The 24,491-nt window shown below is 64.5% G+C and carries 20 protein-coding genes; 13 read left to right on the top strand and 7 right to left on the bottom strand.

The features are described 5' to 3' along the window. Nucleotides 1-27: 27 nt before the first annotated feature. Both LB554_RS01400 and LB554_RS01395 read right to left on the bottom strand, forming a co-directional pair. Nucleotides 28-1,023, bottom strand: a complete 996-nt coding sequence (locus LB554_RS01400) for an ABC transporter permease (protein ID WP_140823384.1) — start codon at nucleotides 1,021-1,023, stop codon at nucleotides 28-30. Between the two features lie 81 nt (nucleotides 1,024-1,104). Continuing rightward, nucleotides 1,105-2,616 (bottom strand): sugar ABC transporter ATP-binding protein, encoded by a 1,512-nt coding sequence (locus LB554_RS01395; protein WP_224582911.1) that lies wholly within the window; start codon nucleotides 2,614-2,616, stop codon nucleotides 1,105-1,107. 137 nt (nucleotides 2,617-2,753) lie between these two features. Here LB554_RS01395 and mtnK point away from each other — a divergent pair, with 137 nt between their 5' ends. After that, a complete protein-coding gene (gene mtnK / locus LB554_RS01390) occupies nucleotides 2,754-4,028 on the top strand; it encodes an S-methyl-5-thioribose kinase (RefSeq protein WP_140617386.1) in 1,275 nt (424 codons plus the stop codon). Further along, entirely contained in the window at nucleotides 4,025-5,119 is a 1,095-nt protein-coding gene (gene mtnA / locus LB554_RS01385; RefSeq protein ID WP_224582824.1) for an S-methyl-5-thioribose-1-phosphate isomerase, read from the top strand. The genes mtnK and mtnA overlap by 4 nt, the downstream gene beginning before the upstream one ends. Nucleotides 5,120-5,130: 11 nt before the next feature. On the opposite strand, the gene LB554_RS01380 is transcribed toward mtnA, so the two are convergent. From LB554_RS01380 to nanR, 4 genes are all read right to left on the bottom strand, one after another. Continuing rightward, nucleotides 5,131-5,922 (bottom strand): sugar phosphate isomerase/epimerase family protein, encoded by a 792-nt coding sequence (locus tag LB554_RS01380; RefSeq protein ID WP_224582822.1) that lies wholly within the window; start codon nucleotides 5,920-5,922, stop codon nucleotides 5,131-5,133. 54 nt (nucleotides 5,923-5,976) lie between these two features. Beyond that, nucleotides 5,977-6,822, bottom strand: a complete 846-nt coding sequence (locus LB554_RS01375) for a phosphogluconate dehydrogenase C-terminal domain-containing protein (protein WP_224582820.1) — start codon at nucleotides 6,820-6,822, stop codon at nucleotides 5,977-5,979. Between the two features lie 46 nt (nucleotides 6,823-6,868). Beyond that, on the bottom strand, nucleotides 6,869-8,134 hold the full coding sequence (locus LB554_RS01370) for a ribulose-bisphosphate carboxylase large subunit family protein (protein WP_263485684.1): 1,266 nt from the start codon (nucleotides 8,132-8,134) through the stop codon (nucleotides 6,869-6,871). Between the two features lie 101 nt (nucleotides 8,135-8,235). Further along, nucleotides 8,236-8,952 carry a transcriptional regulator NanR gene (nanR, locus tag LB554_RS01365; protein ID WP_015318938.1) on the bottom strand — a complete coding sequence of 239 codons (717 nt, stop codon included), beginning with the start codon at nucleotides 8,950-8,952 and terminating at the stop codon, nucleotides 8,236-8,238. 353 nt (nucleotides 8,953-9,305) lie between these two features. Here nanR and LB554_RS01360 point away from each other — a divergent pair, with 353 nt between their 5' ends. From LB554_RS01360 to LB554_RS01315, 10 genes are all read left to right on the top strand, one after another. After that, complete coding sequence (locus LB554_RS01360; RefSeq protein WP_224582816.1) at nucleotides 9,306-10,328, top strand: ABC transporter substrate-binding protein; 1,023 nt, start codon at nucleotides 9,306-9,308, stop codon at nucleotides 10,326-10,328. A 97-nt stretch (nucleotides 10,329-10,425) separates the two neighbouring features. Continuing rightward, entirely contained in the window at nucleotides 10,426-12,900 is a 2,475-nt protein-coding gene (locus tag LB554_RS01355) for an ATP-binding cassette domain-containing protein (RefSeq protein ID WP_224582814.1), read from the top strand. Then, a complete protein-coding gene (locus LB554_RS01350) occupies nucleotides 12,897-13,904 on the top strand; it encodes an ABC transporter permease (protein WP_140617393.1) in 1,008 nt (335 codons plus the stop codon). Before LB554_RS01355 ends, LB554_RS01350 begins: the two co-directional genes overlap by 4 nt. A 95-nt stretch (nucleotides 13,905-13,999) precedes the next feature. Beyond that, entirely contained in the window at nucleotides 14,000-14,827 is an 828-nt protein-coding gene (locus tag LB554_RS01345) for a phosphogluconate dehydrogenase C-terminal domain-containing protein (RefSeq protein WP_015318942.1), read from the top strand. 271 nt (nucleotides 14,828-15,098) lie between these two features. After that, nucleotides 15,099-16,040, top strand: a complete 942-nt coding sequence (locus LB554_RS01340; RefSeq protein WP_015318943.1) for a D-ribose ABC transporter substrate-binding protein — start codon at nucleotides 15,099-15,101, stop codon at nucleotides 16,038-16,040. 138 nt (nucleotides 16,041-16,178) lie between these two features. After that, entirely contained in the window at nucleotides 16,179-16,841 is a 663-nt protein-coding gene (locus tag LB554_RS01335; RefSeq protein WP_015318944.1) for a DUF2291 family protein, read from the top strand. Beyond that, complete coding sequence (locus tag LB554_RS01330; protein ID WP_140724612.1) at nucleotides 16,838-18,379, top strand: sugar ABC transporter ATP-binding protein; 1,542 nt, start codon at nucleotides 16,838-16,840, stop codon at nucleotides 18,377-18,379. The genes LB554_RS01335 and LB554_RS01330 overlap by 4 nt, the downstream gene beginning before the upstream one ends. Next, nucleotides 18,379-19,443 (top strand): ABC transporter permease, encoded by a 1,065-nt coding sequence (locus LB554_RS01325; protein ID WP_224582812.1) that lies wholly within the window; start codon nucleotides 18,379-18,381, stop codon nucleotides 19,441-19,443. The genes LB554_RS01330 and LB554_RS01325 overlap by 1 nt, the downstream gene beginning before the upstream one ends. 4 nt (nucleotides 19,444-19,447) lie before the next feature. Continuing rightward, nucleotides 19,448-20,482, top strand: a complete 1,035-nt coding sequence (locus tag LB554_RS01320) for a Gfo/Idh/MocA family protein (RefSeq protein WP_224582810.1) — start codon at nucleotides 19,448-19,450, stop codon at nucleotides 20,480-20,482. After that, entirely contained in the window at nucleotides 20,479-22,338 is a 1,860-nt protein-coding gene (locus LB554_RS01315) for a hypothetical protein (RefSeq protein WP_224582808.1), read from the top strand. Before LB554_RS01320 ends, LB554_RS01315 begins: the two co-directional genes overlap by 4 nt. Here LB554_RS01315 and LB554_RS01310 read toward each other — a convergent pair. Beyond that, complete coding sequence (locus tag LB554_RS01310; RefSeq protein WP_140617398.1) at nucleotides 22,314-23,027, bottom strand: transcriptional regulator NanR; 714 nt, start codon at nucleotides 23,025-23,027, stop codon at nucleotides 22,314-22,316. The genes LB554_RS01315 and LB554_RS01310 overlap by 25 nt on opposite strands. Nucleotides 23,028-23,240: 213 nt before the next feature. Between LB554_RS01310 and oiaX the strand changes: the two genes are divergently transcribed. Continuing rightward, nucleotides 23,241-24,491: a 3-oxo-isoapionate-4-phosphate decarboxylase OiaX gene (oiaX, locus tag LB554_RS01305; protein ID WP_140661500.1), complete on the top strand. Its 1,251-nt coding sequence runs from the start codon at nucleotides 23,241-23,243 to the stop codon at nucleotides 24,489-24,491.

Here is a 24,491-nt window from a genome sequence, read left to right as displayed (position 1 = left end):
GAACCCAAAATCCTATCCGGCCGAATGCTAGTTCCTGCCCCTGCCCGAAAGGGCAAAGGTGAAGACAAGGGCGACGACCAGAACCACGCCCTTGACGAAATCCTGCGTGTAGTAAGGCGCGTTCATCATTGTCAGGCCTTGCAGCAAGATGCCGACGAACAGCGCGCCGATGGCGGTGCCAAAGGCGTTCGGCTTGGCGGCGCCGAGCACCGCGTAGCCGATCAGCGCCGCGGCAACCGCATCGAGCAGCAGATTATTACCCGAGGCGATGTCGCCGCGTCCAAGCCGGGCCGCGAGCAAAATGCCGCCGATCGAGGCAAAAACGCCTGAAATAACGTAGGCCCAGATCTTGTATGCCTTGACAGGCGCGCCAGCGAGTTCGGCGGCGCGCTCATTGCTGCCGACCGCATACATCATGCGGCCGAAGCGGGTGTATTCGAGGAAGAACCAGATCAGCACGGCCAGCACCAGAAGCACGACGACCGAGACCGGGATGAGGTTTGGGATGAAGAAGTCGAAGCGGTGGCGGCCGAGCGCCAGGAAGGCATCGGAGAACTTGCCGCTGGCGACCGAGCCATCGGGCATGGTCATGCCGGTGGCGATCGAGCGGCCTTCCGTGGGGATGCGCTGCAGGCCGACCAGCAGGAACATCATCCCGAGCGTCGCCAGCAGATCGGGTACACGCATGTAGACGATCAGCCAGCCATTGATCAGGCCGACAATGGCGCCAATCAACAGGCAGACGATGACCGCCACGAACGCGTTTTGCTCCAGCACCACCATCACATAGGCCGCAGCCATCATGGCAGAGGTTGCGACCGAACCGATCGACAGGTCGAAGCCGCCGACGACAAGCGTGGCGGTAACACCGAGCGCCAGCACACCGGTAATGGCGACAGACTGGAAGATGAAGACGGCACTTTGCGGCGAAACGAACCCGTCGGCGGCGATCGCGAAATAGGCGACCAATCCGAACAGCAGCACGATGAACCCATAGCGGATGGCGTAGTCGCGCAGCGTCATTCGGCGCACCCCGGCGCCGCTGCCCCATTTACCCAACTCGCAGCCATGGTCTCTCCATTCTAATTCCATCGGCCGCCACGCTCAGGCAGCGCTGTGCAGCGGTCCACCGGCAACCTCGGCCAGCAGGCGGTCGAGGTCGACATCGGCATTGCGGTGTTCGCCGACGATCGTGTGCTCCGACATCACCAGGATGCGGTCTGCCGTCTCCAGCGCTTCGTCGAGTTCGGTGACGAACAGAAGCGTGGCGCGGCCATTGGCGCTGGCCCTCAGCTTGGCGGCGATGTCGCGCCGGGCCGAAATGTCGACGCCCTGGAACGGCTCGTCGAGGATGAACAGCGCGGCATTCTGCGCCATCCAGCGGGCGACCATCACCTTCTGCTGGTTGCCGCCCGACAGCGCCGACATCTCGTCCTTCTCGGAGCGGCAGACGATGCCCAGTTGCTCGATCTGCCTGCGCGCGGTGGCGCGTTCGAGGCGGCGCCTGAGCACGCTCAGACTGGACATGCGCTTCAGAAACGGCAGGCTGACATTGCGCTCGATGTTGAAGCCGTCGACGATGCCGCTGGTCGCACGATCCTTGGCGACGAGGAACACGCCGGCGGCGATCGCGTCGCCCGCCGAGCGCGGCGCATAAGGCTTGCCGTTCATCGTCATGGTGCCGTCGAGCGGCCGGCGCACACCGAACAGCGTCTCGGCAAGCGCGGTCTTGCCGACGCCGACGAGGCCGGTGATGGCGACGACCTCGCCATCGCCGAGTGTCAGCGACATCGGCTTGGCGCCCTGCGCGATGCGCAGGCCTTCGACGCTCAGGACCGCCCTGGCGGAACTCCTGGCCACGATCCGGTCGAGATGGATCTTGCGGCCGAGCATGGCGTTGACCGCGCCTTCATAATCGAGCGGCTTGGCATCGAAGGCGCCCGAGACGACACCGTCGCGCATCGAGACGATGCGGTCGGCGAGCCGCCTGATGTCCGACATGCGATGCGAGATATAGAGGATCGCCACGCCCTGCTCGCGCAGACGGTCGACCAGCGCGAACAGCCTGTCGGCCTCGGCACTGGAGAGCGACGAGGTCGGCTCATCGAGGATCAGCACTTTCGGCTGGTGCGCCAGCGCCCGGGCAATCGCCACCATCTGGCGGTCGGCCAGCGAAAGATCGCTGACGCGCGCCTTCAAATCGATGGCCAGCCCCATGCGGTCGGCGACCGCCTTGGCCTCACGGCGCACGCGAGCGGGATTGAACAGGGTCGGCACGCCCCGGCCGCTCAGCCGGTCGAGCGTGAGATTGGTGGCGACATCGAGATCGGCGACCACGCCGTCATTGATGTTCTGGTGCACGGTGACGACACCCGCGCGGATCGCTTCCGCCGGCTTGTTCGGCGCGAACTCCGCACCGGCGAGGGTCATCGAGCCGCCGCCACGCTCGTAGACGCCGCTGATGATCTTGACGAGGGTGGATTTGCCGGCGCCGTTGGCGCCCATCAGCACGGTCACTTCGCCGGCATGGAGGTTCACCCCGATGCCGCCAAGCACCTCGTTGCGGCCAAAGGATTTCCTCAGTCCCTCTACGCGGAACACGGCATTGCCGACCATGCGTTCCTCCCTGGTCATGACGCTATGGTCAATGTAGGCAATTGTCAACACGATTGACAATTGCCAGACAGCTTCCTAGCTTGGCCCCGCCGCTTGGGCTCCTTATGATCGGAGCACATAGGCGGGAGGGAACAAGGATGACTGGGAACTTGCCGTTCGAAGCATTGTCGGTGGAGACGCTCGCAACCCGTCTCGGCACGAACGAAGCGCTGTGCGCGAAGATCGGCAAGGATGCGAGCGCCTGGAAAGTTCGCGAGGTTGGCGACGGCAATCTGAACCTGGTGTTCATCGTCGAAGGCGCCAGTGGCGGCGCCATCGTCAAGCAGGCCCTGCCCTATGTCCGCCTGGTGGGCGACAGCTGGCCGCTGCCGCTAAAACGCTCCTTCTTCGAATACCACGCACTGACCCGGCAAGAGGCGCGCGCGCCGGGCTCGGTGCCGGCGATCTACTACTTCGACGAGGTCCAGGCGCTGATCATCATGGAATATCTGGCACCGCCCCACATCATTCTCAGGCGCGCCCTGATCGATGGGCGCCGACTGCCGAACATTGCCAGGGATATCGGCCTGTTCATGGCCCGCACGCTGTTTCGCGGTTCGGACCTGTCGATGGTGACCAAGGAGCGCAAGGCGGATTTGGCGCTGTTCGCCGACAATGTCGAGCTTTGCGACATCACCGAGAACCTGGTGTTTTCCGACCCCTATTTCGACGCCAAGATGAACCGCCACACCAGTCCGCAGCTCGATAGGCTGGTGGCGGAACTGCGGGCCGACCGCGACCTCAAGGTGGAGGCGCAGCGGCTGAAGCATATGTTCGCCGCCAATGCCGAGACGCTTTTGCATGGCGACCTGCATTCCGGCTCGATCATGGTCACCGATCAGGAAACGCGGATGATCGATCCGGAGTTCGCCTTCTACGGCCCGATGGCCTTCGACGTCGGCATGCTGCTCGCCAATTTCTGGATGTCCTTCTTCTCGCAGCGCGGGCATGAGCAGAACGGCAGGCGCGACGCCATGCGTGCCTATCTGCTCGGCGTCACGGCCGAGACCTGGGCCGTGTTCCGCGCCGAGTTCTCGCTGTTATGGCGCACCGAGCGCACCGGCATGCTCTATCAAAAAAGCCTGTTCGAGGATCAGGGCGACCGGCTGGGCGCCGAGCAGGCACTCGATAATGTCCTGCATCAGATCTGGGACGATCTGCTCGGCTTTGCCGGCATCGAGGTTCACAGGCGCATCCTTGGCCTCGCCCACAATGCCGACTTCGAGACCATTGCCGATGAAGATCTGCGCGCCAGTTGTGAGGCGAAGGCACTGAAATTCGGCCGCCACATCGCCGTCAATCGGCGCCAGATCCACAGCATCGACGAGGTCAACAATCTGGCCGCGCTGATCGAACAGGAGAACAGCATTTGAACGTCGGCGACCGCCACTTTCGGACCATCTGGCTGAGCGACGACGGCCGCTCGGTGGAGATTATCGACCAGCGCTGGCTGCCGCATGAGTTCCGTATCGAGAAGCTCGTCACGGTCGCCGGCATCGCCACCGCGATCCGCGACATGTGGGTGCGTGGCGCACCGTTGATCGGGGTCACCGCGGCCTATGGCGTCGCCATGCAGATGACGGATGATGCATCCGACGAAGCGCTCGACACTGTGTGGGAGGTACTGCACGATACCAGGCCGACGGCAATCAACCTGCGCTGGGCGCTCGACGAGATGCGGCGTTTCCTGCGGCCGTTGCCGCTTGGTGAACGCGCCGCGGCCGCCTACCGGCGTGCCAATGAGATCGCCGACGAGGATGTCGGGCTCAACCGCGCCATCGGCGAGAACGGTCTCGCCATCATCAAGGATATCGCGGCGCGCAAGCAGCCGGGCGAGACGGTCAATATCCTCACCCACTGCAATGCCGGCTGGCTGGCGACGGTCGACTACGGGACAGCCACTTCACCGATCTACCTCGCTGTCGAAGCCGGCATTCCGGTCCATGTCTATGTCGATGAAACACGCCCACGCAACCAGGGCGCCCAACTCACCGCCTGGGAGATGGCTGGCCACGGCGTGCCGCACACGCTGATCGTCGACAATGCCGGGGGCCATCTGATGCAGCGCGGCGCAATCGACATGGTCATCGTCGGCACCGACCGCACCACCGCCGACGGCGACGTCTGCAACAAGATCGGCACCTATCTGAAGGCGCTCGCCGCCGCGGACAACGACGTGCCGTTCTACGTTGCGCTGCCTTCGCCGACCATCGACTGGACGGTGGGCGACGGACTTGCCGAAATCCCGATCGAGGAGCGCTCCGGCGACGAGGTTTCGCTGGTGTGGGGCAAGACAGCGAGCGGCGAGATCGCCCAGGTTCGCGTCTCGCCCGAAGCAACGCCTGCGGCAAACCCCGCCTTCGACGTGACGCCGGCGCGGCTGGTCACCGGGCTGATCACCGAGCGCGGCATCGCCAAAGCGTCGCGCGAGGGGCTGAAGGCGATGTTCCCCGAGCGGGGATAGGCGGGCCGCGCTCAGAACTCGGCATTGTCCAGCGCGTTCACAAATTCCAGCGAGCGCCGCAAGGCGCCGCGAATGGTGCCGATATCCACCGGCGTGCTTCGCCGCTGGGGATCATTGCGCTGCGGGCGCTGCAGCCGCAATGGCAGTTCGATGCTGACTGGCAGCGTGGCGGGCAGCACGGCCCAGTAGGATGCATAGTCGACAGAGCCGTCGCCGATGGCGCAGAAGGCCCATCCCTCGCCGGTGCTGACGACATCCTTCAGATGAGCATGTCCAACCGTATCGATGGCATCGGCGATATCTTGCGCCGGCTGCATCGTCTCGCCGCTGTAGGTGAAGATGTTGCCGGCATCGTGGTTCAGGCGGACGTACGGCGATCCGATGTCGCGGACGAAGCTTGCCCCCGATCGCGCGCTGCCGAGCAGATCGCCACTGCCATGTCCGGGGTTTTCGAGCGCCAGAACCATGCCGGCCTCCTCCAGCCTCGGCAGGAGAGCGTCGATCGTCGCGCGGATCGCCGTGCTGTTTCTCGCCGGACCGGCATTGGTGATCAGGAACGAAGCGCCAAGACCAGCGGCAAAGCCGATCCGCCGGGACAATGCTTCGATCGCATCGGGCCCCGACAGGTCGATATGAGCCGATACGGCGTTGATGCCCAGCCCGGCATGTTCCGCTGCCCGGCGCAGCTTCGCGGCGTGCGCAGCCGCAAACAGACCCTCGTCGAAATCGACATAGCCGCTGATAAAGGCCGGCTCGACATGGGCGGCACCCACAGCGGCAATCTCCTCGACGGCCAATTCCATGGAATAGCCGTCGAAGAGAGCGGTCGAGACCGATATGATCCGCGAAGGCAGGGCTCAGGCTCCCTTGCCGTAGACGATCAATTCCGAGGCTTCCTTCACCTTGGCCGGCGAGAGTGCCTCGCGCCAGTCGTCACGGACCACGACGCCCTTGGCGAAGCGCATCAGGCGCAGTGCGGCGTCGGACGGCACTTTCGGCGAGAAGCCGAACCACATGGCGATCTCGACATTCAGATGACCGATCAGGAAGTCGAGCGCGGCCTGCCTGGGAATACCATATTTGCGCTCGCACTCCTCGACGGCCTCGACCATCGTGTCGACGAAGGGCATGGCGACCATTTCGGACAGGCCGGGCTCCAGGATCGCCAGCTGTTCGACCGTCACCCGGTGGCTGTCGATGATCGGCGACCACATCGCCTTGCACACCTCCTCGCCAAGCGCGTAGTCCTCTTCAGGTCCCTGCATCAGGGCGCAGACGATCGACTGCCTGGCGATGCCGCCATGATAGTCGCGACGCGCGGCCCACTCCGTCTCGTCGCCGAACAGCGGCGGATGGCACGGATGGCCGACGAAATAGGTGAGATCTGGCCTGTCCTTCGGCAGGTCGCCGGCATAGGGTGCGGCCGCATCCAGAACGAGGATCATGGTGCCCTTGGCAAGCATCGGCGAGACCTGCCGCGTCACCTGGCCGATGATGTTGTCCGGCAGAGCCATCACCACGACCTTGGCGCTGGGAATGCCTTCCTCCATGGCGACGGCGGCGATATCGGCTTCTCCCAACCGCTTGCGGCCGGCCTCGCCGATCTCCACGGCGCGGACATCGTAACCTGCTTCGATCAGCTTGCGTGTCACGCGGAAGCCCATCTTCCCTCCGGCTCCAAGCACCGCCACGGATGTCGTCATTTGCTTCTCTCCCATTTCCTCTTGATGGCGCGCCGATGGCGCAGGTTCAGCCGAACGCTTGCAGCGCGGCCTCGAGTTCCGGATGCGTGGCGGCGTAGTCGCGCGCGGGAATGCCTGCCGCGGCGGCTTCGAAAGCATCGTGCAGACTTTGAACGCCGGCGGCCGGACCGCCGGGATGCGCCATGATCCCGCCGCCGCAGCAATAGATGAAATCGTTCGTGCCGAGCCTTCCATAGGTCTCGCCCGCCTGCACCGCGGTCTGTCCGGACGAAAACACCGGCATCACCGTATCGGGCCGGTCGGCCCGGCCGAACATCGGAGTGAGGCAGGCGTGGGCGGATGCCATCACCGAATCGTCGGGCTCGCAGAACTTGTTGGACAGCCCGTTGACGTGCATGTGGTCGATGCCGGCCAGGCGCCAGAATTTCTGGTAGGCGAGATAGCTCATGCCGACATCAGGAGAACGGCTGAAGAGACCCCAGCCCGCCCGATGGCCGTGCAGCGCGACGGCGGAATGCCGGCGCATCTTGACGACACCCGACAGGCCGACGGAATTGAGGACAAGCATGGCGCAGGTGCCGCCACGGCGCTCGATCAGGTCAAGCTGGCGGCGCATGGCGTCGATGTCGCCGGAAATGTTGGCCGCGTACATGACCTTGCGCCCAGTCCTGTCGGCGTGCCGGTCGATGACAGCCATGACCGCCTCGAACCGCTGTTCGAACGGCGAATGCGGGGGATCTCCCATCAGTTCGTCGTCCTTGATGAAGTCGAGGCCGGCTGAGATCAGCGTATCGGCCAGGGTCGCGGTCTCCCGCGGCGTAAGGCCGACGCTCGGTTTGACGATGGTGCCGATCAGCGGCCGTCCCGTGACGCCGGTCAGACGACGCGTGCCTTCGACAGCGAAAGCCGGCCCCGGATAGGCATCAGCGAAGACATCGGGAAAGCTGACGTCGAGCAGACGCATGGCCGAGAAATGATGCAGCTCGAACAGATTGCCGAGCACCGTCGACCAGACCGAAGCCAGCACGGTGCCCATGTTCTCGATGTTCCAGGAAAGACCCACCTGGGCCCGGCGCGGCCTGACGGCCGCCGCATCTCCGGGCGCGCGCGAAAACGGCAACGCCTCGCCATCGACCTCGCCAAGATCCTCGATGAATTCGACGCGCGCGCCAAATCTGAGCAGCAGTTCCGGCGTCTCCCCAGGGATCGGACGGAATGTCCCGCTCGATTGCTCACCCGCCATCGCGGCCGCGGCGACCTCCATGGGATAGCGGGTTTCGATCAGGTAGGTGGCGTTAAGACGACCGGTCAATGCAGGCTTCCCGGCTGGAATGAACTTCACAACGGGAGCGATAGCATCAAAAAGACATCATGTCATCACATGAGTTTTCCCGGTCAAAAAATTTTCGACTGTCAGTCCCCGCCGTCGTTGCCCGCCAGTTTCGAATAGAGTTCGTTGGCGCGGCCTATATGGTCCGCCATGGCGGCGCTGGCGCCTTCGGCGTCGCCGCTGGCGATCGCCTTGTAGATGCGTTCGTGTTCCTCGACCGTCAGACGCTCGGCGCCTTTCACGGCCACGAGATCGCGCTTGAAGCGCGACAGCCATTCGAGCATGCCCTTGGCCACGGCCGCGATCATCGAATTACCGCTCATTTCCGCTATGACGGCGTGGAATTCCATGTCGGCGGTTACGAACCGAGCCTGGTCGCCCTTCGCCTCGCGTAGGTGGCGCAAGGTCCCGGCAAGCCGTTCCAGGCTCTTGGCCGTGGCGCGTCGCGTGGCGATCCGAACCAGGCCCGTTTCCAGCAAGAGCCTGACTTCTTTGAGTTCTTCGAGGCCGCGCGAATTCGTCGCCAGCATCATGACCATTGCCGCGGAGACCTGATCGACGATCACCTCCGGCGTCGGGTTGATGACGCGCGCCCGTTCGCCGTGCGATATCCGGATGAGCCCCATCTGCTGCAGCGTCAGCATCGCTTCCCGGATCGACGGCCGCCCGACGCCGATCATCGTCATCAGTTCCTTTTCCGACGGCAATTGGGAACCGGGCGGAAATTCGGATGTCGAGATCGCCGCCATCAGCCGATCGAGCACCTCGACATACAACTTCTTCTTCTGGACCGGTTCCATCCGCATCTCTCCTGATCGTTTCCCGGGGGCAATCGATCCCGAGTCGCACCAACAGGCAAGGTCCCCGCTAATAATTGACATTACATATATGATGACCTAGCGTCCAGTGTGGCCAGTCTCAATGCGGCGCGTGACGGCAAACATAGTGTCGGCACGGCCCGACTGGCCAGGGATGAGACGGAGAACCCGGCGGGCGCGTTGCTCCCGTGGACGCAGTCAAATGAGGTTCCGAGTGGCTTGCCTATTTGGTATGCTGGTATAACATGTAGCTGGTATGGTGTCCTTCGGAAGAGACACCTTTACGGAGTGACAGACGAGCCGATCAGGTCGGCCGATTTTTGGGAGGAGAGATCATGAAGTTTTCAATTGTGGCGGCGCTTGCCGGCGCCGCGCTGGCCAGTGCTTCTGCTTTGCCGGCGATCGCATCGTCGGACAAACCGGTGATCGCGCTCGCCAACGCCTATTACGGCAACACCTGGCGCCACCAGATGGTGGAGGCGTTCGAGGCCTCGGCCAAGGAAGCCAAGGCAGGTGGCCAGATCGCCGATTACATCATCATGAACGGTGACGGCTCGGTGGCGCAGCAGAACAGCCAGATCGCCGAGCTGATCCTCAAGAAGGTCGATGTGCTCGCCGTCGACGCCGCCTCGGAGACCGCGGTCAACGGCATCATCGAAAAGGCCTGCAAGGCCGGCATCATCGTCGTTTCCTTCGATTCGGTTGCTTCGGCGCCCTGCAACTACCAGCTCAACTTCGACTTCAAGGGCTACAAGGCGGCCCAGGCCGAAGCCGTCTTCAAGATGATCGGCGGCAAGGGCAACGTCATCCAGGTGCGCGGCGTGAAGGGCTCTGCGCCCGACAACGACATGTTCAACGCGCAGCAGTCGGTGCTGGCGAAATATCCCGACATCAAGGTTGTCGCCACCGTCTACGGCCAGGCGACCGCCTCGGTCGCGCAGGCGGCGATCGCCAACGTCCTGCCCTCGCTGCCACATGTCGACGCCGTGCTCGGCCAGGGCGGCAGCGACGATGTCGGCATCGCCCAGGCCTTCGTCCAGTATGGCGGCGATTATGCCGGCAAGATGCCGATCATCGAAGGCGGCGGCGGCACCGACTTCGTCAAATGGTGGGCCGAAGAGAATGCCAAGAACGGCTACCAGACCGTCTCGATGAACACCACGCCGGGCATTGGCGGCGCCGCGTTCTGGCTCGGCCTTTCGTTGCTCAACGGCGGCAAGGCACCGAAGCTGATGATCATGCCGGTGGCGACGGTCGATGCCAGCAATCTCAAGGAGTATGCGAAGCTGCCGGGCGGCCAGATCATCAGCCCTACCTATTCGCTCGACTGGGTCAAGCAGAACCTGCTCAGCAAGTAAGGCTGCCATTGCCAGGGACCGGGCGCGCCCAACGGCCCCGCCCCGGCCCCCCCCCCCCCCCCCCCCCCCCCCCCTGCCCGTAAGAAACGGAGGACGAATGTCCCATCTCGCCGTAACCGATCCGGAGGGTGCAGCCGCTACGGTGCCCGACACCAGGCCAAACGTCGTCTCGCTGTCGCGGATCACCAAGAGCTTCGGGCCGACGCTGGCGAATGCGCAAATCGACCTCGCCGTCTCGGCCGGCGAAATCATCGGCCTGGTCGGTGGCAACGGCGCCGGCAAATCGACACTGATGCGCATCCTGTGCGGGGCGACGTCACCGACCCTCGGCTCGATTTCGTTCACCGGCCAGGATGTGGGCTTCGCCGACTACGACACGGCGGAGGCGCAAAGGCGCGGCATCCGCATGGTGCATCAGGAACTGTCGCTGTGCGCCAACCTTTCCGTGGCCGAGAACTTCTTCCTGGAGACGCCAGGCGACGCAGGCAACCGGCCGGGCTGGCGCGCGCTCTATCGAGCCCGCGCCCGGGCGGCGCTGGACGCCGTCTTTCCCGCCAACGGCATCGATGTGAACGCCGAAGTCGGCCATCTCTCCATCGCCGAGCGGCAGATGGTCGAGATCGCGCGCGCCGCCGCCACGCCGGGTGTCAAGCTGATCGTGCTCGACGAGCCGACCTCCTCGCTCGACCTCGACCGCTCGCGGCAGTTGCGGGCCTTCATCCGCGAACGAGCCAAATCCGGCCTTGCCTTCATCTTCATCAGCCACAAGCTGCAGGAAATCATCGACATCGCCACGCAGGTGATGGTGCTGCGCAACGGGCGCACCGCCTGGCGCGGCGATGTGGCCGGCACCTCCATCGGCCAACTTGTGCAGCTCATGGGCGGCGACGCCAATTCGATCCACCAGCACGGCGCCGCCGCCGCCAGCAGCGGCGAGGTGCTGGTCAAACTGTCCGGCTTCCTGACCGCCGGTCTCGGCCGCGACATCGAGATCGGCCGCGGCGAGATCATCGGACTGGCAGGGCTCGAGGGCAGCGGACAGAAGGAGTTGCTGCACGCCATTTTCGAGCCGGATTCCGCCAGAGGGGCCGCGGTGACCCGGAGCGGCGATGCCGGTTTCATTGCCGGCGACCGCCAGAAGGAAGGCGTGTTCCCGCTGTGGAGCGTGCTTGGAAACATCAGCATTGGCAGCCTTGCCCGCCGTCCGGCACTGGGGCTGGTTTCGCAGCGTGCCAACCGCGAGGCGGCGGCCGAAGCGGCCGGCCGGCTGCGGCTCGACGACAAGCGCTTCGGCTCCAACATCCTCGAACTCAGCGGCGGCAACCAGCAGAAGGCGCTGGTTGCCCGGGCGCTCGTCGCCGACACGCCGATCCTGCTGCTCGACGATCCGACGCGCGGCGTCGATATCGCCACCAAGCAGGACTTCTACAGGCTCTGCAACGAGATCGCGCGCAGCGGGCGCACGCTGGTCTGGCATACGACCGAAGATGCCGAGCTTTTGGCCTGCGACCGCGTGCTGGTGTTTTCGGGCGGGCGCATCGTCAAGGAATTGAGCGGAGCGGCGATCACGGAATCGGCCGTCGTCGGCGCATCCTTCGCCCAGCAGGCGGACACGCGCGCCGGCCCGCGACACAGCACCGCCGGCGCCGGGCTTGCCCGCCGGCTGGTGAACGCGGCTCCCTTCATCGGCCTCGCCGCCGTGCTGGCAGTGATGATCTCGGCCAACCCGGCGGTCGCTTCGATCTTCGGGCTCGACCTGCTCCTGATGCCGGCGCTGTCGCTGGTGCTGGTGACGGCGGCGCAGATGTTCATCGTCGGCGGCAGCGAGATCGATCTCGGCGTCGGCGCCTTTGCCGGCCTGGTCAGCGTGCTTTCCGCCACGCTGCTCTACGATCAGCCATGGCTCGGCGCGCTGGCGCTGGTGGCGGCGGTCGCCGCCTATGCCGGGCTTGGCGGCCTGATCCAGGCACGCAAGATCCCAGCCATCGTCGTCACGCTTGGCGCCTCTTTCATCTGGATGGGACTGGGCTATGCGCTGCAGCCGACGCCGGGCGGCGCCAGCCCCGAATGGCTGTCGGCGATGTTCAGCTGGTCACTGGGTTTCCTGCCCACCTCCATCATCCTCATCGCCGCGGTCGCGCTGGTGGTGCTGTTGATCGACCGGCTGCCGCTCGGCGTGGTGCTGCGCGGCTTCGGCAACAATCCGACCGCCATGATCCGCTCCGGCTGGTCGCCGACGCGCTATGCGCTGGTGCGCTACCTCGTCGCCGGACTGTTCGCGGCTGCCGCCGGCCTGTCGCTGACCGCGATCAACACGGCAAGCGATATCAATTCCGGCAATTCGTTCACGCTGCTCAGCGTCGCCGCCGTGGTGATGGGCGGCTGCTCGCTGCTGGGCGGCGTCATCTCGCCGGTCGGCGCCGTCGCCGGGGCGGTCACGCTGGCCTTGATCGGCGCCTTGCTCGGCACGCTGAACGTGAGCAGCGACTTCAACGCGGCAACGCAAGGGCTGATCCTCATCGCCCTGCTGACGCTGCGCAGCCTGACCGCCGACCGCAGGAGCGAACAATGAACGGCCTCGCCGCCTTCAGCCTGTGGGCGCAGAAGAACCGCTGGGTCTGGTCGGCGATCGGCGTGCTCGTGCTTTGGCTGGTGCTGTCCATCGTCACCAACCGGTTCAGCCTCTCCAGCCTGTCGGGCATCATTCTATCGGCGTCGTTCCTGACCGTTGTCGGCATAGGCCAGATGTTCGTCGTCACCACCGGGCGCGGCAATATCGACCTTTCGGTGGCGTCGGTGATCACGCTCAGCGCCTTCGTGGCGCTGCTCACCATCAAGGGCCAGGATGCCAACCTCGCCATCGGCGTGGGTGCGGCGATCCTGCTCGGCCTTGCGGTCGGCGGCTTGAACTCGCTGCTCGTCGTCGGGCTGAACATACCAGCCATCATCGCCACGCTGGCGACGGGTTATGTGCTGGCGACGGCAACGCTGCTGTCGAACCGCGCCATATCGGGTTTCGCCGTCAGCCCGCTCTTGAAGACGCTGGCGACGGGCCGCGTCTCCGGCGTGCCGATCATGGCCGTCATCGCCATTGTCGGCGTGGCCGCGACCGCGTTCGTGCTGCGCTACACGGTGTTCGGACAGTTGCTGTCGGCGGTCGGCCAGAATCGCACCGCCGCGCGACTGGCGGCGATCCGCAACAACCGGATCATCGCGTCGGCGTTCATCATCTCGGCGGTGCTGGCTTCGCTCAACGGGCTGCTGCTCGGCGCTTATATAGGCGGCGCCTTCCTCGAAATGGGCCAGCCCTATCTCCTGCAGTCGATCGCTGCGGTGGTTCTGGGCGGGACGCTGATCTTCGGCGGCTCGGCCAGCGCCGTCGGCACGCTGTTCGCCAGCATCCTTTTGATCCTCATCGTCACCACCATGCAGATCGTCGGCCTGCCGCCAGGTGCGCAGGACATCGTGCAAGGCATCGTCGTCATCTTCGTTCTGGCGCTGGCCGGCCGCCAGGTGCTGTCGAGGCGAGCCGCCGTCGACCGCGCAGGCGACGACGGCACGCTGAAATCCGAGTGATGATTTCTCTTGCCAAGCTGTGGTAGAGTGATCATACCAGTAGATAAGGTGACGATCGGCAATGCCGGCGTCCGCGACCAAGGAGCAAGGGCTAGATGACGACGATTGCGCTGTTCGGTGCCGGTGGCAAAATGGGCTACCGCCTTTCGACCAATTTCCGCGGTTCGCCCTATACAATCCGCCATGTCGAGGTCAGCGAGGCCGGGCGCGAGCGGCTGAAGACCGGACTGGGCTTCGACACGGTCAGCGCCGACGAGGCGCTGGAAGGCGCCGACGTGGTGATCCTGGCCGTGCCGGACACCCATATCGGCAAGGTCGCGGCCGGCATCGAGAGCAAGCTTGCGCCGGGCACGATGGTCATCGTGCTCGATGCCGCCGCACCGTTTGCCGGCCATCTGCCTAATCGTCCCGACCTGACCTACTTCGTCACCCATCCCTGTCATCCGCCGATCTTCAACGACGAGACCGACATGGCGGCCAAGAAGGATTATTTCGGCGGCGTCAAGGCCAAGCAGCACATGGTCAGCGCACTGATGCAGGGACCGGAGGCCGACTACGCCAAGGGGGAGGCTATCGCCAAGATCATCTGGGCGCCGGTAATGCGCTCGCACCGCGTTTCCGTCGAACAGATGGCGCTGCTCGAGCCGGGACTTTCGGAAACGGTGTGCGCCTCGCTGCTGGTCGTCATGAAGGAAGCGGTCGACGAGGTGGTGGCGCGCGGCGTCGACCAGCAGGCGGCACTCGACTTCCTGCTTGGCCACATGAACGTGCTCGGCGCCGTCATCTTCGGCGAAACCAAGGGGGTGTTCTCGGATGCCTGCAACAAGGCGATCGAGTTTGGCAAGCCGGTGCTGATGCGCGACGACTGGAAGCGCGTCTTCGAGCCCGAAGAGATCGCGGCCAGCATCCAGCGGATCACTTGAGCGTCTCTAGGTACAGATCTGCCTTAGGTACAGATCACCTGAATTTGTGGTTGACTCATCATACCAGTTAGCTAAGCTAATGTTCGCTCGGATCACGCTTCGCCGGGAGTTCGATGCTGAGACGGGTGGAGGATGGGGGAATAGGAACTTGCCTTGGCGGAGCTGGTGGGCTTGAGCCCGGGCGTTCCGCAACCTTCACACGCTGACGAATTCAAACACAGACAAGTGGCTCGAACGATCGAGACACAGGCTTTTCAAACGGGAGGACTTCATGAAACTGACACGCAGAATGACGCTTGCCGCCTTCGCCGGCGTGCTGGCGCTCGGCACGGCGATGCCCGCCTACGCGGCGGACCTCATCGCCATCATCACCCCATCGCACGACAATCCGTTCTTCAAGGCGGAAGCCGTCGGCGCCGAGGCCAAGGCCAAGGAACTCGGCTACGAGGCGCTGGTGCTGGTGCATGACGACGACGCCAACAAGCAGTCCGAGCTGATCGATACCGCGATCGGCCGCGGCGCCAAGGCGATCATCCTCGACAATGCCGGCGCCGACGCGACCGTCGCCGCCGTGCAGAAGGCCAAGGACGCCGGCATTCCCTCCTTCCTGATCGATCGCGAGATCAACGCCACAGGCGTTGCCGTGGCGCAGATCGTCTCCAACAACTACCAGGGCGCCCAGCTCGGCGCGCAGGAGTTCGTCAAGCTGATGGGCGAAAAGGGTAATTTCGTCGAGCTGGTCGGCAAGGAATCCGACACCAATGCCGGCATCCGCTCCAAGGGCTACCATGACGTCATCGACGATTATCCGGACCTGAAAATGGTCGCGCAGCAATCGGCCAACTGGAGCCAGACCGAGGCCTATTCCAAGATGGAATCGATCCTGCAGGCCAACCCCGACATCAAGGGCGTCATCTCCGGCAACGACACGATGGCGATGGGCGCCTATGCGGCGCTCGCGGCGGCGAACCGCAAGGATGTCATCGTCGTCGGCTTCGACGGTTCGAACGACGTGCGCGATTCCATCACCTCGGGCGGCATCAAGGCGACGGTGCTGCAGCCGGCCTACGCCCAGGCGCAGATGGCGGTGGAACAGGCCAACGACTTCATCAAGAACAAGAAGTCACCCGAGAAGGAAAAGCAGCTGATGGACTGCGTGCTCATCAATGGCGACAATGCCGCCAAGCTGGAAACCTTCGCGCTGAAGAACTGAGCCGGCACGATATAATTGCGAGGGGCGGACACGCGTTCGCCCCTCAGTGCTTTATTTTGATGCAATTCCGGACGGGAAACCGTTTCACAGTTTTCCTGGAATTGCTCTAATTTCACGTTCCGGGTGCTTTTGACCGCCATGCCGAAGACATTGACCTGGCTAACCCCTTTTAGTTGGCTGACGCTTGTCGCGCTCGCGGGCCTTGGCCTCGGCGGTTGCAAAATCCTGCCGACGCCGGTGGCGCAGAGTGAAAACAGCGCGTCTGCCTTTAACCCGGACAAGATGGTCGAGGACATCTGGGCCCCGAAGGTCATCCCCTACCTCAGGCAGAAGGCTGGGCCGTTCGCCGAGGTCCATGCCTTGGCGAAAACCGATCCGGCGGCGGCCGGCGCCAAATACGGCAATCCAAGGAAGCAGGCGAATTCGCCATGGACCTTCGCGGTCCGCGTCGAGGGCAAGATCGTCGCCGCCAACACGCAGTCGCGCGCGGCAACGATGGATGTCGACGTGGACGGCGACGACAAGGCCGATGCGCGCGTCCAGATCGGGCCGGCGATACGCGGCACTGCACTTAGAGACAGCCTCGATTTCGTCCAGTTCAACGACTTCACCAATCAGATCGACTTCGCCCAGTTCGGCAAGGCCTTCAACGCCTATGCCGGTAAGACCGTGCTGTCCAAACTGCCTCGCGAGGCGCTTGAGGGCCGCACCGCCAAGGTGATCGGCGCTTATACGATCGAAGGCGGCCAGGACCTGCCGCTGGTGACCCCGGCGGAGGCCGAGATCGGGCCGAAGCCATGAGCCCCGCTCACGAGGTTATCCTCAAGCTGGAGGACGTCTCGAAGGTTTATGCCGGCACGGTCGCGGTCAAGCAGGCGAACTTCGAGGTGCACAAGGGGGCCGTCAACGTGCTGGTCGGCGAAAACGGCGCCGGCAAGTCGACGCTGATGAAGATCATCGCCGGCGTCGAGCAGCCGACCCTCGGCCGTATCCTGCTCGAAGGCGAAGAGGTTTCCTTCTCCTCGTCGGGAGACGCGGTCGCGCGCGGCATCGGCATGGTGTTCCAGGAGCTGAACCTGTTCGGCAATATGACCGTGGCCGAGAACATCTTCGCCACACGCGAGATCACCAACCGGCTGGGCAAGATCGATCGCAAGACACAGGAAAAGCGGGCGGGCGAATTCCTCGACCGGCTCGAGGCCGGCATCCGGCCAGACATGCTGGTCGAGGACTTGCGCATCGGCCAGCAGCAGCTGGTCGAGATCGCCAAAGCGGTATCGCTCGACGCCAAGATCCTGATCATGGACGAGCCGACCTCGGCGCTGAGTGCTACGGAAGTCGAAATCCTGTTCAAGGTGATCGCCGACCTCAAGGCGCGCGGCGTCGCTATCGTCTACATCTCGCACCGGCTGGAAGAACTGATCCGCATCGGCGACACGGTCACCGTGCTGCGCGACGGGCGCATCACCGGCCAGGAGGAAATGAAGAACGTCGACACGCAGTGGATCGTGCGGCAGATGATCGGCTCGGATGCCAAGGATTTCGCCAAGGCCGACGGCCACCAGCCAGGCGAGGAAATCTTCCGCGCCGAGGAGATCTGCCTGCCGCGCGTCACCGGCGGACTGGCGGTCGACCATGTCTCGCTGTCGCTGCGCGCCGGCGAAATCCTCGGCATATACGGGCTGATGGGCGCCGGGCGGAGCGAGCTGTTCGACTGCATCATGGGTCGCCACGGCCATGCCAGCGGCAAGATCTTCATCGCCGGAAGGCAAGTGAAGGAGCGCGACACGACGCGCCGTATCCAGCGCGGGCTTGCACTGATCCCCGAGGACCGCCAGCGCGAAGGCCTGGTGTCGATCCTCTCGGTGGCCAGCAACCTGACGCTGGCGAGCCTGTCGCGTTTCGTACGCCTGTTCCATATCCGTGGCGGCGCCGAGCGGCAGGCCGTGATGCAGATGGTGCGGGAACTGGCAATCAAGGTCGCCGACCCGGCGCAGGAAGTCTCGTCGCTGTCGGGCGGCAACCAGCAGAAGGTGGTGATCGGCAAGGCGCTGCTCACCGGACCGAAAGTGCTTCTGATGGACGAGCCCAGCCGTGGCATCGATGTCGGCGCCAAGGCCGATGTCTTCCGCACCATGCGCAAGCTTTCGCGCGACGGGCTAGGCATCCTGTTCGCCACCTCCGACCTCGACGAAGTGATGGCACTGTCCGACCGCATCGCGGTGATGAGCAATGGCAGATTGACCGGCATGTTCGACCGCACCGAAGCGACGGAGGCGGCGATCGTCGCCGCGTCGGCGCTGGGCCACGGACCGGCCGCACATGGGGAGCAACGCTGATGACTGACATTCCGGCCAAGGCGACCGCTCCTTCCGCCTCCGGCGGCTCCGCGTTGCTGACACTGATGAAGCTCAGGACCTTTATCGCGCTGATCGCGGTCCTGGTGTTCTTCTCGATCGCCGCGCCGAACTTCCTGTCTGCGGCGAACCTGATCCTGATGGCCAAGCACGTGGCGCTCAACGCCTTCCTGGCCATGGGCATGACCTTCGTCATCATCACCGGCGGCATTGATCTTTCGGTCGGCTCGATCGTCGGCCTGTGCGGCATGGTGGCCGGCTATCTCGTGCTCAACGGCATCGACCTGCAGATCGGCTACACCATCTATTTCAACGTCGTCGAGATCGCCCTGATCACGCTTCTGGTCGGCATAGCGATCGGCGCCGTCAACGGGCTGCTGATCACCAGGCTCAACGTCGCACCCTTCATCGCCACGCTCGGCGTGCTCTATGTCGCGCGCGGTTTCGCGCTGCTGTCCTCCGACGGCCGCACCTTCCCCAACCTGGTCGGCAAGCCGGAACTCGGCACCACCGGCTTCGGCTTCCTCGGCGCCGGCCGGCTGCTCGGCCTGCCGGTGTCGATCTGGATTCTGATCGTGGTGGCGCTGGGGGCTGCCTATCTCGCGCGCTACACCCCGCTCGGCCGGCACATCTTCGCCGTCGGCGGCAATGAGAGGGCGGCGCGCATCTCAGGCGTGCGCGTCAACATGGTCAAGATGTTCGTCTACATGTTTTCCGGCTTCTGCGCGGCGATCGTCGGCCTGATCATCTCCTCGGAGCTGATGGCCTCGCATCCGGCGACGGGCGAGAGCTTCGAATTGAACGCCATCGCCGCGGCGGTGCTCGGCGGCACCTCGATGTCGGGCGGGCGCGGCACGATCGGCGGCACCATCGTCGGCGCCTTCGTTATCGGCATCCTGTCGGACGGGCTGGTGATGATGGGCGTGAGTTCTTTCTGGCAGATGGTGATCAAGGGGCTGGTCATCATCGTCGCCGTGGTCGTCGACCAGGCGCAGCGCCGGCTGCAGCAGCGTGTCACCCTCATGCAGACGGCAAAGGCGGGTTGAGAGAATGGCGGGCTTAAGTGGAGCGCTGATCGGCTGCGGCTTCTTCGCCGTCAACCAGATGCATGCCTGGCGTGACATCGAAGGCGCCGCGATCATCGCCGTCTGCGACCGCGATCCCGAGCGGCTCAAGATAGTCGGCGACCAGTTCGGCGTGACGCGGCGCTACACCGATGCGGCGGAACTTTTCGCCGCCGAGACGCTCGATTTCGTCGACATTGCCACCACGGTCGGCAGCCATCGGCCGCTGGTCGAGATGGCGGCCGCGCATGGCGTTCCCGTGATCTGCCAGAAACCGTTCGCGCCAACGCTGGCCGACGCCAAGGCGATGGTGAAGGCTTGCGCGGATGCCGGCGTGCCGCTGATGGTGCATGAGAATTTTCGCTGGCAATCGCCGATCCAGGCGGTGCGCGCGGTGCTCGACAGCGGCGAGATCGGCACGCCCTTCTTCGGACGCATCTCCTTCCGCTCCGGCTATGACGTGTTTTCCGGCCAGCCCTATCTCGCGACGGGCAAGCGCTTCATCATCGAGGATCTCGGCATCCATATCCTCGATATCGCCCGCTTCCTGCTCGGCGATGTGTCGAGCCTGACCGCGCGGACCAAACGCATCAACCCGGCCATCGCCGGCGAGGATGTCGCCACGATCCTCATGGATCACGCCGGCGGCGCCACCTCGGTGGTCGATTGCAGTTATGCGACCAAGCTTGCGGTGGAGCCGTTCCCGGAGACGCTCATCGAACTCGACGGCAGCGACGGCACGATCCGGCTGGCGCAAGGCTATCGGCTGACCGTCACCGGCAAGAGCGGAACCAAGGTGAGCGACATCTCGCCGCCGCTGCTGCCCTGGGCCTCGCGGCCTTGGCACAACATCCAGGAAAGCGTGCTGGCCATCCAGCGGCACTGGGTCGACTGCCTTGCATCAGGCCAGGAACCGGCGACTTCAGGCGCGGACAATCTGAGGACATTCGCCCTGGTCGAGGCCGCCTATGCCGGTGCCGCCAGCCGAGAACCGGTGCAGATCGACGCGCTGCTCAGATGACGGCGGACGCTTTCCAGCTCTACGGCACGCGCGCGGCCGAGCCCAAGCCGGTCACGCTGCGTGCGGGGGCATTGAGCGCGGAACTGGTCAACGGCAATTTGCGCACCATCCGCCACGGCGGCACCGAAGTGCTGCGCGCCATCGCCTACATCGTGCGCGACCGCGACTGGGGCACTTATGAGCCCGACCTGACGGACCTGACCGTCGACCAGAAGGACGACCGTTTCTCGATAAGCTATGAGGCGAGCTGCACCGGTCCGGATGACAGCAGCCTCCGCTTCCACGCGACAATCGAAGGCTCCGCCGACGGCAGGCTGGTCTTCGACGTAATCGCATTGCCCGAGAGCGATTTCGAAACCAACCGCTGCGGCTTCTGCATCCTGCACCCGATCGCCGGCCTCGCCGGCAGCCCGGTGACCGTCGAGCACACCGACGGCAGCGTGGTCGAGACGGAACTCCCCGATCTGATCGACCCCTGGCAGCCGTTCAAGGATTTGCGCGCCATCACGCATCAGGTGCGGCCCGGCGTTGTCGCGCAATGCCGGATGGAAGGCGACGCATTCGAGATGGAGGACCAGCGCAACTGGTCCGACGCCTCGTACAAAACCTATGTGCGGCCGCTGGCGCTGCCATGGCCGTATGTGCTGCCAGCCGGCGAACCGATGCGCCAGACGATCAGCCTGCGCATCACCGGCGATGCCAATGTGCCTGCCTCGGCGGCGCCGGCCGAACCGGTCCGCGTCGAGCTCGGGCAAGCCGGCGCGAAGCTGCCCGATATCGGCATCGTGGTCTATCCCGAGGAGATCGAGGCGGCACTTGCCGACCTGCCGTTGCTGCGAGGGCTCGGTCCCCGGCAACTGCTTTTCCACTTCGACCCGACGCGTGGTCACGGCCGCGAGGCGCTGCGCGCCCATGCCCGGCTGGCGGCCGCCTATCCTGTTTCGACGACGCTGGAGTGCGTGGTCGCTTGTGCCGGCGATCTGGACGCCGAACTTTCCGAGGTCGCCGACATGGTGCGCCGGGCAGGCCTGCGGCTCGACGCCATCGCGGTGTCGCCTGCGGTCGATCGGCAATCGACGCCGCCGGGCAGTGCCTGGCCGGCATGCCCACCGCTCGAGGACGTCTACGCGGCCGCCCGCCGCGCCTTTCCCGGCCTCCGCCTCGGCGGCGGCATGTTCAGCTATTTCACCGAACTCAACCGCAAGCGCGTTCCAGCCGGCCAGCTCGACTTCATCACCCACTGCACCAACCCGATCGTGCATGCCGCCGACGATCTCAGCGTGATGCAGTCGCTGGAGGCGCTGCCCTTCATCACCCGGTCCACGCGGGCGATCTTCGGGACAAAGCCGTACCGGATCGGACCATCGACGATTGCCATGCGCCAGAACCCGTATGGCGGCGCGACCAAGGACAATCCTCAGGGACAGCGCATCGCCATGGCGAACCGCGACCCGCGCCACGCCGCGCAGTTCGCCGCCGCATGGACGATCGGCTATGCCGCGCGGGTCGCGCCGGCGGGACTGGAGATGCTGACTCTGTCCAGTTTCGCTGGACCGTTCGGCGTGGTCGCGGGATCGGGCGAACCCGCCGCAGAGGGATCGCCGCGGCCGATTTTCCAGGCCGTCAAAGGGCTTTGTGAGTTGGCCGGGCTGACGCATGTTTCCGCCATGACGAGCGACGAGACGCGGGTCCTGGCGCTGGCCGGCCGCTCCGCGTCGGGCGAGACCATCGTCTGGCTGGCGAACCTGACACCGAACGACATGCGGGTCGACGCTTCCGCGCTTGGCCGGGGCGATCTCGTGATGTCTCCCTATGCGATTACCAGGATCGGTTACTTCTCGGAATTCATCACATAGAGCGCACGCGAGCGCTCGAGGTGCTTGATCATCGCCTTCTCGGCGCCGTCGGCATCCCCGTGCTCGATGCGGTCGATGATCTCTTCGTGCTCGGTCAGCGTGTATTTTTCCTTGCCGGTCCAGATCAGCATTTCGGTGTGGTATTCCTTCAGCCAGCCCAGTGTGGCTTCGCTGACGGCGACATAGATCGGATTGCCTGAAATGGACGCGATCTGGGTATGGAATTTCATGTCGGCGGAGATGAAGGCTTCGGAATCGCCGCGCGCGGCGCGCTGCTCGGCCACGGTCGCCTTCAGCAATTGCACATCCTCTGATTTGGCCCTTTCCGCGGCTTCCCTGACCATGCCGCGCTCGAAGAAGATGCGCGCGGTCTTCAGGTGCTCCAGCGTGTCCCGGGACGAGGACAGGATGATCTTGGCCGCACCGTCGACCTGCTTGATGATCGACTTGGCGGTGAGTTGCAGCACCTTGGCGCGCTCGCCATGCGAGATGGCGACCAACCCCATATTGCTCAGCGCCTGCATGGCCTCGCGGATCGCCGGCCGGCCGACCTCGAAGCGCTCCATCAACTCGCGCTCGGACGGCATGTCGTCGCCCGGCTGCAGTTCGCCGCTGGTGATCAGCCGCTTCAATCTTGCAAAGACTTCGTCGGAAAGTTTGCGCCGGACGATCGGCTCCGAACGGTTCATCGTGACGAATCACTCCCTGGCCCGGTTCCTGTTTAGCATTCCCGGCAGGATTACCGGAATGCCCGCGCCTGGAGCGGGTTCGCTCCAGCTTTGCGGCAGCCCACCCACTCTTGCCGAGGCGTGGATATTTCTTGCAATACTTATGTACTCATTATACCAGATTTCCTGCGCGACGAAACTTTTTTCGAACCTTTTTCGAGCGGCGGACTGATCATGATCACGCTTACTTATCGCATCGAAACCTCTGGCAGCATCGAGGCGCTGGCCGCCAAGATCGCCAGCGACCAGTCGACCGGCACCTTCGTCGCGCTGCCGGGCGAGACCGAGGAGCTGAAGGCGCGCGTGGCGGCGCGCGTGCTGGCGATCCGGCACCTGCCGGATGCCACGCAACCCTCTCTCCCCGGATCCGGCAGCGGGCCCTTCCGGCGCGCCGATGTCGACATCGCCTTCCCCTTCGACGCCATCGGCACCGACCTGTCGGCACTGATGACCATTGCCATTGGTGGCACCTATTCGATCAGGGGCCTGTCCGGCATCCGCGTCATCGACATGAAGCTGCCGGAACAATACCGGGGTGCCCATCCGGGTCCACAGTTCGGCGTTGCGGGCAGCCGCGGGCTGACCGGTGTCGAGGGCCGCCCGATCATCGGTACCATCGTCAAGCCGGCGCTTGGTCTCAGGCCGCACGAGACGGCCGCGATGGTGGGCGAACTGATCGAGGCCGGCGTCGATTTCATCAAGGACGACGAGAAGCTGATGAGCCCTGCCTATTCGCCGCTGGCGGAGCGGGTGAAGGCGATCATGCCAGGGATTCTCGACCATGAGCAGAAGACCGGCAAGAAGGTGATGTATGCCTTCGGCATCTCGCATGCCGATCCCGACGAGATGATGCGCAACCACGATCTTGTGCTCCAAGCCGGCGGCAATTGCGCGGTCGTCAACATCAACTCGATCGGCTTCGGTGGCATGGCTTTTCTGCGGAAGCGTTCCGGCTTGGTGCTGCATGCCCATCGCAATGGCTGGGACATTCTCACACGCCACCCCGGCCTCGGCATGGACTTCAAGGTCTGGCAGCAATTCTGGCGGCTGCTCGGCGTCGACCAGTTCCAGATCAACGGCATCGGCTCGAAATATTGGGAGCCGGACGATTCCTTCATCCGCTCCTTCGAGGCAGTGACGACGCCGCTGTTTTCATCAGACGATTGCGCGCTGCCCGTGGCCTGCTCGGGCCAATGGGGCGGCCAGGCACCCGAAACCTATGAGCGCACCGGCCGCACGGTCGACCTCCTCTACCTCTGCGGCGGCGGCATCGTCAGCCATCCGGACGGACCCGGTGCCGGCGTGCGGGCCGTGCTGCAAGCCTGGCAGGCGGCGGTCGAGGGCATTGCGCTGGCGGACTATGCCCGCGATCACATCGAACTGGCCCGATCGATCGAAAAGTTCGGCGACGGCAAGGCAGCATGA

The organism is Mesorhizobium sp. CO1-1-11 (assembly GCF_020164995.1).
Classification (GTDB): Bacteria; Pseudomonadota; Alphaproteobacteria; order Rhizobiales; family Rhizobiaceae; genus Mesorhizobium; species Mesorhizobium australicum.
Note: the sequence above shows the minus strand (reverse complement) of the source record. Positions and strands in the feature narration are given on the sequence as shown.